12 protein-coding genes are annotated in these 16,029 nt (G+C 64.7%); 6 read left to right on the top strand and 6 right to left on the bottom strand.

Annotation, left to right across the window (positions count from 1 at the left end; all coding sequences use genetic code 11):
• The first annotated feature begins 102 nt into the window (after nt 1–102).
• Nucleotides 103–792, top strand: coding sequence for a hemerythrin domain-containing protein (locus OIE68_RS03695; protein ID WP_327097994.1), 690 nt, complete (start codon nt 103–105; stop codon nt 790–792).
• A 6-nt stretch (nt 793–798) separates the two neighbouring features.
• Here OIE68_RS03695 and OIE68_RS03700 read toward each other — a convergent pair whose 3' ends face one another.
• Entirely contained in the window at nt 799–1,881 is a 1,083-nt protein-coding gene (locus OIE68_RS03700) for a PQQ-dependent sugar dehydrogenase (RefSeq protein ID WP_327097995.1), read from the bottom strand.
• A 127-nt stretch (nt 1,882–2,008) separates the two neighbouring features.
• On the opposite strand from OIE68_RS03700, the gene OIE68_RS03705 reads away from it, so the two are divergent.
• Complete coding sequence (locus OIE68_RS03705; RefSeq protein ID WP_327097996.1) at nt 2,009–2,764, top strand: DJ-1/PfpI family protein; 756 nt, start codon at nt 2,009–2,011, stop codon at nt 2,762–2,764.
• On the opposite strand, the gene OIE68_RS03710 is transcribed toward OIE68_RS03705, so the two are convergent.
• From OIE68_RS03710 to OIE68_RS03720, 3 genes are all read right to left on the bottom strand, one after another.
• Entirely contained in the window at nt 2,761–3,129 is a 369-nt protein-coding gene (locus OIE68_RS03710; RefSeq protein WP_327097997.1) for a DUF1304 domain-containing protein, read from the bottom strand. The genes OIE68_RS03705 and OIE68_RS03710 overlap by 4 nt on opposite strands.
• 109 nt (nt 3,130–3,238) lie before the next feature.
• A complete protein-coding gene (locus tag OIE68_RS03715) occupies nt 3,239–4,933 on the bottom strand; it encodes a serine/threonine-protein kinase (RefSeq protein ID WP_327097998.1) in 1,695 nt (564 codons plus the stop codon).
• Between the two features lie 93 nt (nt 4,934–5,026).
• Nucleotides 5,027–5,917: a bile acid:sodium symporter family protein gene (locus tag OIE68_RS03720; protein WP_327097999.1), complete on the bottom strand. Its 891-nt coding sequence runs from the start codon at nt 5,915–5,917 to the stop codon at nt 5,027–5,029.
• 168 nt (nt 5,918–6,085) lie between these two features.
• On the opposite strand from OIE68_RS03720, the gene OIE68_RS03725 reads away from it, so the two are divergent.
• Nucleotides 6,086–6,634 (top strand): LppP/LprE family lipoprotein, encoded by a 549-nt coding sequence (locus OIE68_RS03725; protein ID WP_327098000.1) that lies wholly within the window; start codon nt 6,086–6,088, stop codon nt 6,632–6,634.
• Nucleotides 6,635–6,642: 8 nt separating this feature from the next.
• Here the strand turns inward: OIE68_RS03725 and OIE68_RS03730 are convergent, their stop codons facing one another.
• The gene (locus OIE68_RS03730; RefSeq protein ID WP_327098001.1) at nt 6,643–8,151 is read right to left on the bottom strand and encodes an FAD-dependent monooxygenase; all 1,509 of its coding nucleotides are present in this window, start codon (nt 8,149–8,151) and stop codon (nt 6,643–6,645) included.
• A 153-nt stretch (nt 8,152–8,304) separates the two neighbouring features.
• Between OIE68_RS03730 and OIE68_RS03735 the strand changes: the two genes are divergently transcribed.
• From OIE68_RS03735 to OIE68_RS03745, 3 genes are all read left to right on the top strand, one after another.
• Nucleotides 8,305–9,036 (top strand): TetR/AcrR family transcriptional regulator, encoded by a 732-nt coding sequence (locus tag OIE68_RS03735; protein ID WP_327098002.1) that lies wholly within the window; start codon nt 8,305–8,307, stop codon nt 9,034–9,036.
• Between the two features lie 263 nt (nt 9,037–9,299).
• Complete coding sequence (locus OIE68_RS03740; RefSeq protein WP_327098003.1) at nt 9,300–11,324, top strand: CocE/NonD family hydrolase; 2,025 nt, start codon at nt 9,300–9,302, stop codon at nt 11,322–11,324.
• Nucleotides 11,325–11,641: 317 nt separating this feature from the next.
• Nucleotides 11,642–15,088 (top strand): DNA-directed RNA polymerase subunit beta, encoded by a 3,447-nt coding sequence (locus OIE68_RS03745; RefSeq protein ID WP_327098004.1) that lies wholly within the window; start codon nt 11,642–11,644, stop codon nt 15,086–15,088.
• On the opposite strand, the gene OIE68_RS03750 is transcribed toward OIE68_RS03745, so the two are convergent.
• Nucleotides 15,077–15,997: an LLM class F420-dependent oxidoreductase gene (locus tag OIE68_RS03750; RefSeq protein ID WP_327098005.1), complete on the bottom strand. Its 921-nt coding sequence runs from the start codon at nt 15,995–15,997 to the stop codon at nt 15,077–15,079. The two genes, OIE68_RS03745 and OIE68_RS03750, sit on opposite strands and share 12 nt — an antisense overlap.
• Nucleotides 15,998–16,029: the final 32 nt, after the last annotated feature.

Below are 16,029 nucleotides of genomic sequence, written 5' to 3' on the forward strand. Positions count from 1 at the left end.
CCAAAAGTATACTAAGTTGCACTTATTGCACAGGAGTGCATTTAGTATCGGGAGGAACTAAATGGCTATCGGGGATCTTCTGTCTGCGCTGGAGCAGGTGTTATGAGCCGCCGGGCGGCCGAGTCGCCAGGTTGTGATACCCACGACATGGTGCTGGTGCACCGGGTGTTCCGACGCGAATTCCGTTTGCTGGCAGACATTGTCGAGGCGACCTCGCCCATGGATGCCGAACAGGTAGTGCGGGTGAGCGCACATGCGCGCGAGATGCTCGCCGCTCTGCATCATCATCACAGCAATGAGGACGAGCTGGTTTGGCCGAAACTGCGTTGGGCGGAACTGGATTCGACGCTGGTCGACCTCATGCAGACCCAGCACGAAGAGGTCGATGCGCTCATGCGCCGCGTCGATTCCGAACTGTCCGAGTGGGAACATCAGGGCGGCGCGGAAACGGCGGATCTGCTGGTCGAGGGGTTACGCCGACTACATGAGGCGCTCACCGAACATCTTCGCCTGGAGGAAGATTCGGTACTGCCGATGGTGGCCGAGACCTTGACCGAGTCGGAGTGGGCCGAGCTCGGCAAGCGTGGTTTGGCATCGTTTTCGAAGGGGCGGGCGCTGGTATTCCTCGGTCATATCGCCGAGGAGGCCGATGAGCGTGAATGGTCGGAATTCGCCGGGCATATCCCGGCTCCTGTCCGGCTGCTGTATCGAGTATTCGGCCGCCGTGGCTATGCCAGGGAGACCGCACTGCTGCGCCGCGATCTGCGCTCGGTCGGAAACGTTGTGAAATAAGGGAACTCAGCGCGCCGGGAAACGGATGATCCGATCATCACCGGCACGGACGTCACCGCGGCCGTCCGTATTGGAGGTGGTCAGCCACAGTGCGCCGTCCGGGGCTATCGTCACCGTGCGCAGGCGGCCCAGGTCGGGCAACTGGGTCTGTGGTGTGCCCAGCGTGCCGTCGTGCAGTGGAACCGTCCACAGTCGTTCGCCGCGCAGCGCCGCGACATAGAGGGTGTCGCCGGAGATGGCAATGCCGGACGGCGATGCCTCCGAAGGTTTCCAAATGACTTGGGGGTCGGTGAATCCCCGATCGGTGCCGCCTTTACCTTCGACGATCGGCCAGCCGTAGTTGCGGCCCGGCTCGATCAGATTGATCTCGTCGAAGGTGTTCTGGCCGAACTCCGCGGCGAAGAATCTGCCTGCCCGATCCCAAGCCAGACCTTGCACATTGCGGTGTCCCAGGCTGTACACCGGCGAACCGGACGTTGGATTGTCCGGTGCCGGAGCGCCATCGGGTGTCAGCCGCAGGATCTTGCCGTTGGGGCTCGCCGGATCCTGAGATCTGGCGCCCTGCCCCGCATCTCCGGTTCCGACATACAACATGCCGTCGGGCCCGAACGCGATCCGGCCGCCATTGTGGTTGCCGGCCTTGGCGAGACCGGCGAAGATGACCTCCGGTTGCCCGTCGAGCCGGAACCGCACGATCCGATTGTCGTCGGCCGCGGTGAAATACGCATAGATATACCGTGTTTCGGCATAGTCCGCCGCCACCGCGAGCCCGAGCAGACCGCCCTCGCCGCGCGCGACCACACCCGGAACCTCGTACACCTGCTCGGGCTCGCGTCCAGGCACCACCCGCAGGATTCGGCCGGTATCTCGCTCCGCGACCAGGGCACCACCATCAGGCAGAAAGGCCAGTCCCCACGGCACATCGATACCGTGCGCGATTTCCTCCCCCGCCGCCAGATCCGGCACCCCCGATGACGTGCTGGGCGCGGTGCTCGTGACAATGTCCGGCCCGGCGCCGGAATCGTTGCCGCATCCGGCCACCGCGCCGACCATCAGCACGGCGATCGCGAGCTCGATGAATCTCCGCATGCGTATCCCTCCGATTGATCATTCGGCGGTGCTGTCTCGATGGTGCCCGCTTACGTGCAGGTCCGCCATCCACCGCACCATCAGGGGCTACTGTCGAGGGCGGGATCCACCATGGGAGGGAAGGTAAATGCAGATCGCCATCGTCGTCTATCCGGGTATGACCGCGCTCGATGTGATCGGGCCGTACGAGGTGCTGCGGATGCTGCCTGGTGCGCGGCTGCGCTTCGTCTGGCACGAGCCGGGACCGATCACCACCGACAGCGGTGTGCTGTTGCTCGGCGCGACGCACTCCCTCGATGAGACGCCTTCTCCCGATATCGTGCTCATCGGCGGCTCGGGTCCCGCGACCGCGGCCACGGCGGCCGACGAAAAGCTGCTCGCCTGGCTGCGTCAGGTGCACGAGACCTCGACCTGGACCACTTCGGTGTGCACCGGATCGGTGATCCTCGCCGCCGCCGGGATTCTGAAAGGTAAGCCCGCGACATCGCATTGGGCCGGTTTGCCGATGTTGAAGGCGCTCGGTGCCGAACCACGCGCCGAGGAACGAATCGTGCGCGATGGCAAGATCGTCACCGCCGCGGGCGTGTCCGCTGGAATCGACCTCGGGCTGTGGCTGGCCGGTGAGATCGCGGGCAAGGACCAAGCCGAGGCAATCCAGCTGATGATCGAATACGATCCCCAGCCGCCCTTCGACAGCGGCCATATGAGCAAGGCGAGTTCGGCGACGCGACGCAAGGTGACCGGCCTGGTAGGTCGGGAGGGTGTCGATCTGCTTACTGCCGATCCGCGTGCCGTCGTGCGGGAGGCGAGCGCCATCGCGAAGCTGTCCTGGGCGGCGACCATCGAGCGAGCCCGCGCGCGTCGACGGTTCGGCAAGCGTTAGTTGCTGCCCGCGATCAGCACGGCGACCAGGGCGATCGCTCCGGGCAGCGCTTGGACGAACAGGATCCGACGGTTCGCGGTCGCCGCACCGTAGATCCCGGCGACGACAACGCATGCGGTGAAGAAGATCATCGCGGCGAATCCGACCGGGTCCGAGGCGATGATGCCCCAGATCAGACCGGCCGCAAGGAAGCCGTTGTAGAGGCCTTGGTTGGCGGCCAGAACCTTGGTCTGCTCGGCGAATTCGGCGGTGCTGCCGAAGGACGCGCGCACCCGCGGCGCGGTCCACAGGAACATCTCCATGACCAGGATGTAGATGTGCAGCAACGCCACCAGGCCGACCAGCACCTCGGCTACTACGCGCATTCGATGATCCCTTCACACAGGTACGGCTCGTTGTCGAACCGGTGATCGTCCACAGGATGGACGATCGGCGTCGAGTGCGTCGGAAGGCGCGCCCGACGAATGCCGCGCCTTAATTCTTGTGCAGAGTGCCGGTGACATCGCCGAGCACACCGCTGAAACCGCCGCTGAAGCTGTAGGTGACCGAACCGTCCGGCTGCAGGATGACCTTCGAGGTCGACCCTTCGTCCATACACCCGCTCGCACCGCCGCTGAGCCGTGCCACGAAGGTGAGCTGGGCGTCGGTGGCATTGGTCAGACGTTCGGCGCGTTCGCACCGACTGCGCGATGCCTGACCGGTATTGGCCGAGGTGGCGACCTCCTCGCCGATTTTCCCGTCGTGAATGGTCAGCTCGATATCGAAGGTGGCGAGCGCATCCCTTGCCGTGCCGGTCCACTTGCCGACGAACGCTTCGGGTACCGCCGAATCCGTGGCCGCTGCCGAAGTGCTCGTCGCGGAGGTCTGACTCGTCGCGGTGGTCGTGGGCGCGACGGAGGTGACCACCGCCGAAGTGCTCACCGTCGCTGCGGAATCGGAGGACTTGTCGGTCAGTTGCGTGCCGATGAGGAATGCGCCGCCCGCGACGATGAGACCGACCACCACGGCCGCGACGGTCCATGCGGTCCGACGTGAACGACTCTTCGGCGCAGGCGGCGGGTAGTAGTAGGCAGGTTGCGGCCCCGACTGGTCCTGTGCCGGCGGATACGGCGCGTACACACGGCTCGAATTGGCTTGCGGCCCAGGGGGTCCGGATTGCCATGCGGTATTTCCGGATTGCCAAGCCACCGTATCGGCCGCAGGCCGGGACAGCGCGTGGGGCGGTGTGTGTGGCCCCGAATTCGATTGTGGCAGCGGCCGCGAAATCGTCGCCGCCGACCGCGCCGGATCCGGTCCGACCGCCTCGACCGGCCCGGATTCCAGATCGAGCAGCGCAACCGCCCGCCTGCTCACCTCTTCGAGCACCGGCGCGGGCAGCCAGCCGCCGCGTTCCGGAACCCCGAGTTCGGCAAGCTGATCGAGCAACTGCTGCGGTGTCGGGCGCGCCGCCACATCCTTGTTCAGGCACGCCGCGACGAGCGGCCGCAGCCGGTCCGGCACCGCCGTGAGCCGTGGCTCCTCGTACACCACCCGATACAGCATCTGCACGGTCTCGCCGGCGCCGAACGGCCCCTGCCCGGTCGCCGCGTAGACGAGCACGCCGCCGAGTGCGAATACATCACCTTCGGGTCCCATGGTCGGTCCGACCACCTGCTCCGGACACATGAATCCCGGTGAGCCGATGACATTTCCGGTGGTCGTCAATGCGCTGTCCTCGGCGGCGCGCGCGATGCCGAAGTCGATCACCTTCGGACCGTCCACGGCCAGCAGCACATTGGACGGTTTCAGATCGCGATGCACGATCCCGGCACCGTGCACGGCGATCAATGCCTCGGCCAGACCGTGCGCGAGCACCAGCAGCGTGTTCTCGCTGAACGTGCCGAACTGCTCGACCGCATCGGTCAACGAGAATCCGGCCACGTAGCCGGTCGCCAGCCACGGCGGCGTCGAATCCACATCCGCGTCGAGCACCGGCGCGGTGAACTTCCCGCCGACCCGCCGCGCCGCGGTGACCTCGCGCCGGAACCGCTCCCGGAACTCGTTGCCGATCAGATCCGGCCGGATCACCTTCACCGCGACCGTGCGGCCACCCGCGCTGCGCCCGAGGTACACCCGGCCCATACCGCCCGCACCGAGCAGGCCGAGTAGCCGGTAGTCCCCGATCCGCATGGGATCGTCTGTGCCGAGCGGTCGCATCGCGAACTGGGGTCCTCTCACCTGACGTCGAACACGCAAAGGCTACCCAGGCCGCGCTCGGTTGCCCTAGCCGGTGGCGGCCGGAATCGGTGTGGGAGCCGCGCGGCGCAGCTGCCGCGCCAACAAGTATGCGGCGATGGCGGCGGGCACATTCATCAGCACCCCGTAGACCGCGGGCGGCACCGCCATCTGCGAATTGTGCAGCACACTGGAGGCGACCGCGATCGCCAACGCGCCGTTGTGGATGCCGATCTCCATCGCCGAGGCGATCGCCTGATCGGTCTCCACCCGGAACAAGCGCGGCACGGTGTACCCGATGACGAAGCTCAGCGTCGACAACAGCAAGCTGAGGGTGGCGAGCTTGCCGATGTTCTCGGTCAATGTGTCGAACTCGCGCCCCACCGCCGCCACCACGACCAGCAGCAGCACCACCGCCGAGACGATCTTGACGTTCTTGCGCATCCGCTCGGCCCAGTCGGTGAACCGGCGATGCACCCACATTCCCACCGCGACCGGGACCAGCACGATCGCGAACACCTGGGCGAACTTATCCGGCCGCAACCCGATCGCGGCGTCATCGTCCATGAACAGCGTGAACGACAGCGTGACCACCAGCGGCAGGGTGAAGACGGCGAGAATCGAATTGATCGCGGTCAGCGTGATGTTCAGGGCCACATTGCCACCGGCGATATGGCTGAACAGATTCGCCGACGGCCCGCCCGGCGAGGCCACGAGCAACATCACTCCGACGGCCAGCGCACCCTCGAGCCGGAATAGATAGACCAGACCCAGGCAAATCGCGGGCAGCACGATCATCTGGCACACCAGCGCGACCACCGCCGCCTTGGGATACCGCAGCACTCTGGCGAAATCGTCGACGGTCAAGGTCAACCCGAGTCCGAACATCACCAGCGCCAGGGCCAGCGGTAGGAACACGGCGAAAATCGTTGAACCCATTCAGATCTCCTCATCAGGACTCGGACGGATATCGACGTTATCTACTCACCGTCCGGGCAGCGACCCCACCCGTGGGAGTCCGGCCGCGGCGACCGCCGGATTCGACGATGCGATGATGGTGAGTGGAGCGCGATCGAGATATTCGTCCGACCTGAAGGGCTTTCCTCGATGCAGATCTATCGGCTCGTTTTGCTCAGCCTCGGTATTGGACTCACCTGTGTGACCGGGTGCGGCTCGGGCGATAACAGTGGCCGGATAACCGATTTCGACCCGACCACTACGGTGGCGACCACGTCGAGTGCTGCGCCTACGGCGAAATGCGGCGTCGACCTGACCGCACCGGTGATCGGTTCCGCCATCGCGACGCTGCCCGTCGATCCGCTTACCAAGGTGCCGTGGTCCACCGATCCGGCCGGATTCGAGGGCACCTTCGATCCGTGCGTCACACTGTCGGCCGTGATCATTACGGTTGAGGGCGCGACCGGCAGTTCACCGAATCAAGTGCTGCTGTTCCACAAGGGCGAGTTCGTCGGCACGGCGACGCACGAGAGTCTCGGGTTCACGTCACTGGATCCCGGACGCACGACCGATGACACCGTCGGCGTGACCTACAAGTCGCCCGGAAGTTGTAATGCCTGCCCGGACGGCACGCTGACGCCGGTCCAATTCCATTGGGATGGAAAGCAAGTCCGGACGATCGGGACGCCACCGAAATAACCGCAGGCTCATCGCATTATGCGATCCAGGGCTGCATGCAGCTCGGCGGCCGGATCGCTCGGCAGGCTCGGCATACGCCAGGCAATGATCTGATCGGGGCGCACGAGGAGTGCGCCGGTAGGGGAGAGGCCGACCGTGTCGGGCCAATCCTGGTCCAGCTCATGTACTTCCGGCGGTAGATGGGACTTCCATGCGGTGCCTGCTGGGCCGACCAAGACAGCGCAGGAGGTTCCGATGAGGTCGAGCGTCGAGCGCCCGTCGGTCAGCCAACGATGAGGCAGCCGGGTGCCGGGTTGGCCGGTGAGATCGAGATGCGCCATGGTGTGCGTGCTGCCGTCGTCGATGAGTGCCCCCGCGCGGTAGCGATTGCCCAGGATCAGAGCGATCGGATCGGCGAGTGGCGTGGCGTCGGTGGCTTCGCGATTCATGGTGCGCAGGTCGGCGGTTCGGATGCTCGACTGGTCTGCGATGTACCAGCCGACCGGGTGGCGTTCGGTGTGGTAGGTGTCCAGCAATGCCGGATCGGCCTCGTCGCGCAGGACGGCCGCCAACTTCCAGGCGAGGTTGTGCACGTCCTCGATACCGGTATTCGCGCCCGCGGCGGCGAAGGGCGGCATGACATGAGCCGCGTCACCAGCCAGGAAGACGCGACCCGCACGGTATTGCTCGGCGACGAACATCCCTGGCTCCCAAGGCAATACGCTGAGCAGCTCGATCGGCATATCGGGAACACCGATGGCCGTTCGCAATACGCTCGGCCATTCATCCGGGGAACGGTCGACTCCCTCGGTGGTGGTGAATATCCAGCGCTGTACGCCATCGATCGAGGCGAAAGCTCCTGGCACATCGGCATTCTCGATCTGGCAGAGGTTGAATTCGCGGCCGCGCACCAGCTCGGTGAGATCGGCGCGGAAGTAGACATTGACGGCTCGGCCGAGCGTGCCACGACCATCGCGCGCAATACCGAGCCGCTCGCGGATCGGACTCGCCGCACCGTCGGCGGCAATCAGATAGTCCGCGCGCAACCGCTCGACCGTGCCGTCGTCGGCGCGAATCGTGGCGGTGATGCCGTCGGGCTCATCGGCGAAGTCCGTTAGCTCGACGCCGAACCGCACATCGCAGCCGCGATCCACGGCGATGCGCCGCAGCACCGGCTCCAGCAGATCCTGGGCACACAGGCAGGCGGCCGCCGGGGTGATGGTCGACCAGTCCGGCACCCCGCCGGGCAGTGTGAAGGGGATCCGTTCGGCCTGCGCGAGCGTCGGACCGGCCGCGAAGTGCTGGTACGCCGCGAGGTCACGGGCCGCGTCCAGAACCTCCTGGGCAATGTCGAGCTGGCCGAACAGTTCCATGGTCCGGATATTGATGCGCCGGGCCTTGGGCTGCGGTGAGGTGGTCGGCCTGCGTTCGACCAGCACCGTCGCCACGCCCTGCCGGCGCAGGAACAGTGCGGCCGACAGTCCGACCAGTCCGCCGCCGACGATGAGAACACCAGGTGCGTGTACGTTGTACATCATGTGTACTTTGTACACGAATGGTTGAATGCCCGGCAAGGAGGTGGCAGTGAGCGAGCTCAGCGAGCGAACCATCAACACAGCCGAGCACTCGCTCGTGCCGGAACCGAGCGCCGGCGAGGTGGAGGCATGAGCGAGCGCCGGCGAGGTGGAGGCATGGGCGAGGAATCGTCGCCGCCTGGACCGTTGATCTGGTCGCTACCCGAACCGCCGGGCCGACCGACCACGACGTTGAGTCGGGCGAGCATCCTGCGTGCGGCATTGACCGTGGCCGATGCCGAGGGTGCGCGGGCACTGACCATGCGGCGGATCGCCACGGCGGTCGGTGCGTCCACGCCGATGTCGCTGTATCGCTATGTCGGGAGCAAGGATGGTCTCGTCGACTTGATGATCGACGCCGTCTACGGTGAGATTCCGCTACCCGCAACACCTTCGGGCCACTGGCGCACCGCACTCGAAGAGCTTTCGCTGGCCACCTGGTCGGTGATCCAGCGACACCTCTGGTTCGGTGAACTCGTGCACACACGACCGCCGCTCGGGCCGAATGCGCTGTGCTACTTCGACTTCCGTTTCGCCCTCTTGGAACCCCTCGATATCGCCGCCGACGATATGACGCTGATCACCGCCGCCGTCGACGGCCATCTCATCGGCGCCGCACTGCAACTCGCCGAGGAGAACCGCATGCGGGCCCGCTCCGGACTGCACACCGACGACGAGTTGGCCGCCGCCGCGCAACCGATGCTGGCGCCGATCCTCGCCGACGGTCGCTACCCGGCCTTCGCACGCTGGATCGCCGCTCGTACCACCACCGGTGGCGTAGACCCCGTCGAGTGGACGCTGTCCAGCCTGCTCGACGGCATCACCGATCGCCTCGGCCTGCCGAAGTAGGCCGTTGGCTCAGTTCGCGGCATCGAGCGGGAGGTGGCGCACGAGGATGTTGTCGGAGTCGTCACGGTTCGATAACGCCTCGGTGTGGGTCCAGCGAGTCTGCGGGGAAATCCGACGAACCGAATGGACCGTACCTAGCGGGAGATTCGCCAATGGATTGCTATGTGGTCGTCGCGCGTCGATCGGGCGATCTCGTCTGCATGCTGCGTACCAGCCGAGAGGGGATCACGAGTTTGTCGGGGCATGGAGTGACACCTGCGCTTATGCGTTTGGTCCGTCTGGCGACCGTTGTCGCGGCCGTGGTGGCACTGGCTTCGAGTGGCGGCGGCTCCGCGACCGCCGAGCAAAGCGTCGACAGCACCCTCGGCGAGCGGTGGACCGCTATGCACGACGGTCCGCAGGAGTATGCCGATGTCCATATCGACTGGGATGTCCCGATTCGCATGAGCGACGGCGTCGTACTCAAGGCCAATGTGTATCGGCCCGTCGATGCGGCGAAGACAGTGGTAGGCAAGCCGTTGCCGACAATCGTGAACCTCACGCCGTACACCAAACTCATGGGCAATCTGATCGATTCGGCATTCGCCGCGCCCGGACTGCGGCCCTTCACCATGGATATGGTCCGGCGCATCAATCTGTCCGGCACGCCGATCAGCGGATTCGGCGAGCTGATGCACGCACTCGACGGCGGCATGCTCCAGACTGTGCTCGGCATCGACCGCAATCTCATCCGCAGCGGGTACACGTTGGTGGTCGCGGACGTCCGCGGCACCGGCTTCTCCCAGGGCGCCTGGAACACGCTCGGTAAGCGTGAACAATTGGACACCCGCGAGGTGATCGATTGGGCGGCGCAGCAGCCGTGGTCCAACGGCACTGTCGGAATGAGCGGCGGTTCCTACGCGGGCATCAATCAGCTTCGCGCGGCCGAAAACGCCCCTGCCGCACTGAAAGCCATCTTCCCGGTGGAGGCGGGTAGCGATCTGATGCGTGATGTCGTCGCGCCGGGCGGCGGCGTCGGCACGACCTTCCTGCCGCTGTGGTTGAACAATGTGAACCAGACGAAGTTGATTCCCGACGTGCAGTCGATGCTCAATGGCACCTTCGACTGGAAATGGCTCCAGGCCAGGTTGGCCGATCCGGCAACCAATTCCGATCTGCTGGCCCAGGCGCTGCTCACCCCGTCGCTGGACCGGGTGCCGACGACGTTGGCCGCCGCGCTCGACGACGATAGTGAATTCCGCCAGGGGATTCTCGGACATCCCGACCGAATTACGGTGCCCACCTTCATGTATGGCGGCTGGCATGACATCTTCGCCAATAGCGCGTCCAAACTCTACAACGTGATCCCACTGCCACAGGCGAAGAAGCAGTTGCTGATCGGCGATACCTATCATGCGAATCCGGGTGCCGGTACGGGTGCGGCCGGCGCGCCGCCCCGGCTGGATGTGCTGCAGCGGGTGTGGTTCGACAAGTGGCTCAAGGGCATCGATAACGGCATCGGTGACTTCGGGCCGATCACGCTGTGGGAGCAGGGCTCGGGGTGGAAGACCTTGGGGCAGTTCCCGGAATACGGTGTCACGCATCGTCGTGTCTATCTGTCCTCGGTGTCGAGCGATACCGCCGACCATGCGGTGCACGACGGATCACTGTCCTCGACGAAGCCGAAGGAGCGCACTGCACTGCAGGTGGCGCCCGGGATGACCATGGTGTGCTCACGTGATGCCGCTCAGGGCTCCGCCGGTCTCGCAGCGCCATTCGATATCTGCGCCAAGGATTCTCGCGTCGCCGAGGGCAACGGGCTGACCTTCACCAGTGCGGAGATGAGTGAGCCGACGGTGATATCCGGGCCGATCAATGTGCACCTCAATGCGGTTCACGATGCGACGGACGGCTATTGGGACGTCACCGTCAACGATGTCTCGCCCGATGGCACGTCGACCGTGTTGTCCACCGGCCAGCTCACCGCGTCGCTGCGTGCGGTGGACGAGGCGAGGAGCATGCGCTCGGCGAGTGGCGATTACACCGCGCCGTACAACCCGATCACCCTGGAGAGCCTGCTGCCCGTCGTGCCGGGCAAGCCGATGACGCTGGATATCGCGGTCATCCCGACGCAGGCCGTCTTGTCGCCCGGCCACCGGCTGCGGGTGGATGTGTTCGCCGGAAACGTGCCGAAGGCATTGGCTTTTAGGCCGATGCTCAACGCCACCGAACTCAAGCCGCAGTACCTGCAGCTCGATCCGGATGCGCCCAGCTTCGTCAATGTGCCTACGAACCGGCCCATCGCCTGAAATGTTGCGAAAACCTTGACGCAGCCTGGATGCGCAAGTTATTCTATAAATGGGAAGCAATTCAGCGCGGGTCCGACGTGGCCCAAAAACATTGATTCCTATTCTGATTCCGCACTCGACATTCAGCGAGTGCGAGTGTAATTTTGGACGTTGCGCTGGTTGCCTCCTGTCCACCTCACGAACCAATCGTTGTAAACATCATCCGCTGTGGTGATGTTTCCTTCGTGGTGCGCGAGTTTCGTTCGGGTGCGCGGCCGGGGCGGAATTCGTCAGTAGACAAGCGATGTTCACGCATTGCGTGAGGGGAAGGACGCACCTTGTCAGAATCGAGCCGGACGGTCGGTGCACCGAAGCGGATTTCCTTCGCCAGGATCCGGGAGCCACTGGAGGCCCCCGGCCTGCTCGACGTGCAGACCGATTCGTTTGCCTGGTTGATCGGCGGCCCGGAATGGGAAGCCCGCGCCGCCGAGCTCGGCGTGGGTAATTCAGTGGGCGGGCTGCAGGAGGTGCTCGAGGAGCTCTCGCCGATCGAGGACTTCTCCGGGTCGATGTCCCTTTCTTTCTCGGATCCTCGTTTCGAGGAGGTCAAGGCCTCCATCGACGAGTGCAAAGACAAGGACATGACCTACGCGGCGCCGTTGTTCGTGACCGCTGAGTTCATCAACAACAACACCGGTGAGATCAAGAGCCAGACGGTCTTCATGGGTGATTTCCCGATGATGACCGATAAGGGCACGTTCATCATCAACGGCACCGAGCGCGTCGTCGTTTCGCAGCTGGTGCGTTCGCCGGGTGTGTACTTCGATCACAGCGTCGACAAGGCCACGGAGAAGGATCTGCACAGTGTGCGGGTGATTCCGTCGCGTGGCGCTTGGCTGGAGTTCGATATCGATAAGCGCGACACGGTCGGTGTGCGCATCGACCGCAAGCGCCGCCAACCCGTGACGGTCTTCCTCAAGGCGCTGGGCTGGAGTTCCGAGCAGATCACGCAGCGCTTCGGTTTCTCCGAGGTCATGATGTCGACCCTGGAGAAGGACCATACGGTCGGCACCGACGACGCCTTGCTCGATATCTATCGCAAGCTGCGTCCGGGTGAGCCGCCCACCAAGGAGTCCGCGCAAGCGCTCCTGGAGAACCTGTTCTTCAAGGAGAAGCGCTACGACCTGGCGCGCGTGGGTCGCTACAAGGTGAACAAGAAGCTCGGCATCAGCACCACCACGGACCAGGTGCTGACCGAGGAGGATCTCGTCGCGATCATCGAATACCTGGTCCGGTTGCACGCGGGCGAAAGGACCATGACGGCGCCCGGTGGTGTCGAAGTGCGGGTCGAGGTCGATGACATCGACCATTTCGGTAACCGTCGCCTGCGCAGGGTCGGCGAGTTGATCCAGAACCAGCTCCGGGTCGGCATGTCGCGGATCGAGCGGGTGGTTCGCGAGCGGATGACCACCCAGGACGTCGAGGCCATCACCCCGCAGACGCTGATCAATATCCGTCCGGTCACCGCGTCGATCAGGGAGTTCTTCGGAACCTCGCAGCTGTCGGTGTTCATGGACCAGAACAACCCGCTGTCTGGTCTGACCAATAAGCGTCGGCTCTCGGCGCTGGGCCCGGGTGGTCTGTCCCGTGAGCGCGCCAGCCTCGAACTGCGCGATGTGCACCACAGTCACTACGGCCGGATGTGCCCGATCGAGACCCCGGAGGGCCCGAATATCGGCCTGATCGGCTACTTGTCGGTGTACGCGCGGGTCAATCCGTTCGGCTTCATCGAGACGCCGTACCGCAAGGTGGTCGATGGCAGGGTGACCGATGAGGTCGAGTACCTCACCGCCGATGAAGAGGAACGGTATGTGCGTGCGCAGGCCAATTCGCTGACCGACGCGGACGGATACCTGGTGGAGGACAAGATCCTGGCCCGGCGCCTCGGCGAGGAGGTCGGATCGGTTCCGGCCGACGAGGTCGACTACATGGATGTTTCGCCGCGCCAAATGGTTTCGGTCGCGACCGCGATGATTCCCTTCCTCGAACACGACGACGCCAACCGTGCCCTCATGGGTGCGAACATGCAGCGTCAGGCCGTGCCACTGATCCGCTCCGAGTCGCCGATCGTCGGCACCGGTATGGAGTTTCGTGCCGCCCTCGATTCGGGTGATGTGGTCGTAAATGTGAAAGCCGGTGTGGTCGAGGAGGTTTCGGGCGACTTCATCACCGTCATGGCCGACGACGGCACCCGCAAGAGCTACCGGTTACGCAAGTTCGCCCGCTCGAACCAAGGCAATTGCGTCAATCAACGCCCGATCGTGGACGAGGGTCAGCGGGTCGAGTCCGGTCAAGTGCTCGCCGATGGTCCGTGCACCGAGAACGGTGAGATGGCGCTCGGCAAGAATCTGCTGGTGGCGATCATGCCATGGGAAGGGCACAACTACGAGGACGCGATCATCCTGTCGCAGCGCATCGTCGAACAGGATGTGCTCACCTCGATCCACATCGAGGAGCACGAAGTCGATGCCCGCGATACGAAACTCGGTGCCGAGGAGATCACCCGCGATATCCCGAACGTCTCCGACGAGGTGCTCGCCGATCTCGACGAGCGCGGCATCATCCGGGTCGGTGCGGAGGTGCGACACGGCGACATCCTGGTCGGCAAGGTCACTCCCAAGGGCGAGACCGAGCTGACGCCGGAGGAACGATTGCTGCGGGCGATCTTCGGTGAGAAGGCGCGCGAAGTGCGCGACACCTCGCTGAAGGTGCCGCATGGTCAGTCGGGCAAAGTTATTGGTATTCGGGTGTTTTCGCGCGAGGACGACGATGATCTGCCGCCCGGTGTCAATGAACTCGTGCGCGTCTATGTGGCGCAGCAGCGCAAGATCCAGGACGGCGACAAGCTCGCCGGCCGTCACGGCAACAAGGGTGTCATCGGCAAGATCCTCGCGACCGAGGACATGCCGTTCCTGCCCGATGGGACCCCGGTGGACATCATCCTGAACAGTCACGGTGTGCCGCGTCGTATGAACATCGGCCAGATCTTGGAGACCCACCTCGGCTGGATCGGCAAGGCGGGCTGGGAGATTCAGGGCACACCCGACTGGGCGATTTCGCTGCCCGAGGAGATGCGGGCCGCGCCTGCGGACAGCAATCTCGCCACCCCGGTCTTCGACGGCGCACGTGAGGAAGAGCTCAGCGGGCTGCTCGGCTGCACACTGCCCAACCGCGACGGCGAGGTGATGGTCGGTGCGGATGGTAAAGCGACATTGTTCGACGGACGCTCCGGTGAACCGTTCCCGTACCCGGTGGCCGTCGGCTACATGTACATCCTGAAGCTGCACCACCTGGTCGACGACAAGATCCACGCCCGTTCGACCGGTCCGTACTCGATGATCACCCAGCAGCCGCTCGGTGGTAAGGCGCAGTTCGGTGGTCAGCGCTTCGGTGAGATGGAGTGCTGGGCCATGCAGGCCTACGGCGCCGCTTACACGCTGCAGGAGCTGCTCACCATCAAATCCGACGATATCGCGGGCCGGGTCAAGGTCTACGAGGCGATCGTCAAGGGCGAGAACATTCCGGAGCCGGGCATTCCGGAGTCGTTCAAGGTGCTCCTGAAGGAGCTCCAGTCGCTGTGTCTCAACGTCGAGGTGCTGTCCTCCGACGGCGCCGCCATCGAAATGGGCGGCGCCGACGAGGACGATATCGATCGGACGGCGGCAAATCTGGGCATCAACCTGTCCCGCAACGAATCCGCCACCGTGGACGATCTACAGCTTTGACATCACCTGGGCCGCAATGAGTTCCAGGTGCGATAGATCATCGAGGTCGAGGATCTGGAGATAGAGACGGGACGCGCCGATTTCGGCGTAGCGGGCGATCTTGTCGACGACTTCGGCGGGGGAGCCCGCGAGCCCGTTGGTCTTCAGTTCCCCGACCTCGCGGCCGATGGCGGCGGCCCGGCGCGCCACCTCGGCATCTGAGGCGCCGACACAGGCCACCAGGGCATTGGAGTAGATCAGATCGTCCGGGCGGCGGCCGCGAGCCTCGGCGGCGGCGCGCACGCGGTCGAATTGACGGGCGCTGTCCTCGAGCGAGGAGAACGGCATATTGAATTCGGTCGCGTAGGTGGCGGCAAGGCGCGGAGTGCGCGCCGCACCGTGCCCGCCGATGAGCAGCGGCACCGGGTCCTGCACCGGCTTCGGCAACGCGGGGGAGTCCGTGATCTGGTAGTGCGCACCGTCGAAGGTGAACTTATCGCCGACCTTTGTCGCCCACAGGCCGGTGATGATGGCCAGCTGCTCCTCGAACCTGGTGAACTTGTCCTGGGGGAACGGGATGCCGTAGGCGGCGTGCTCCTCGGCGAACCAGCCGCTGCCGAGCCCGAACTCGACCCGACCGCCGGACATCTGATCGACCTGGGCGACCTGGATGGCCAGCGGTCCGGGCAGTCGGAAGGTTGCGGCCGTCACCAGGGTGCCGAGCCGGATGCGCTTGGTCTCCCTGGCCAGCCCGGCCAGGGTGAGCCAGGCGTCGGTCGGTCCCGGCAGGCCATCGATGCCGCCCATGGCCAGGTAATGGTCGGAGCGGAAGAACGCATCGAATCCAAGATCCTCGGTTGCTTTGGCGACGGCGAGCAGCGTGTCGTAGCTCGCTCCCTGCTGCGGTTCGGTGAAGATGCGTAGTTCCATGCCGACCATGGTGCCCGAAATCGATCTTGTTG

The organism is Nocardia vinacea, assembly GCF_035920345.1.
Taxonomy (GTDB): Bacteria; Actinomycetota; Actinomycetes; order Mycobacteriales; family Mycobacteriaceae; genus Nocardia; species Nocardia vinacea_A.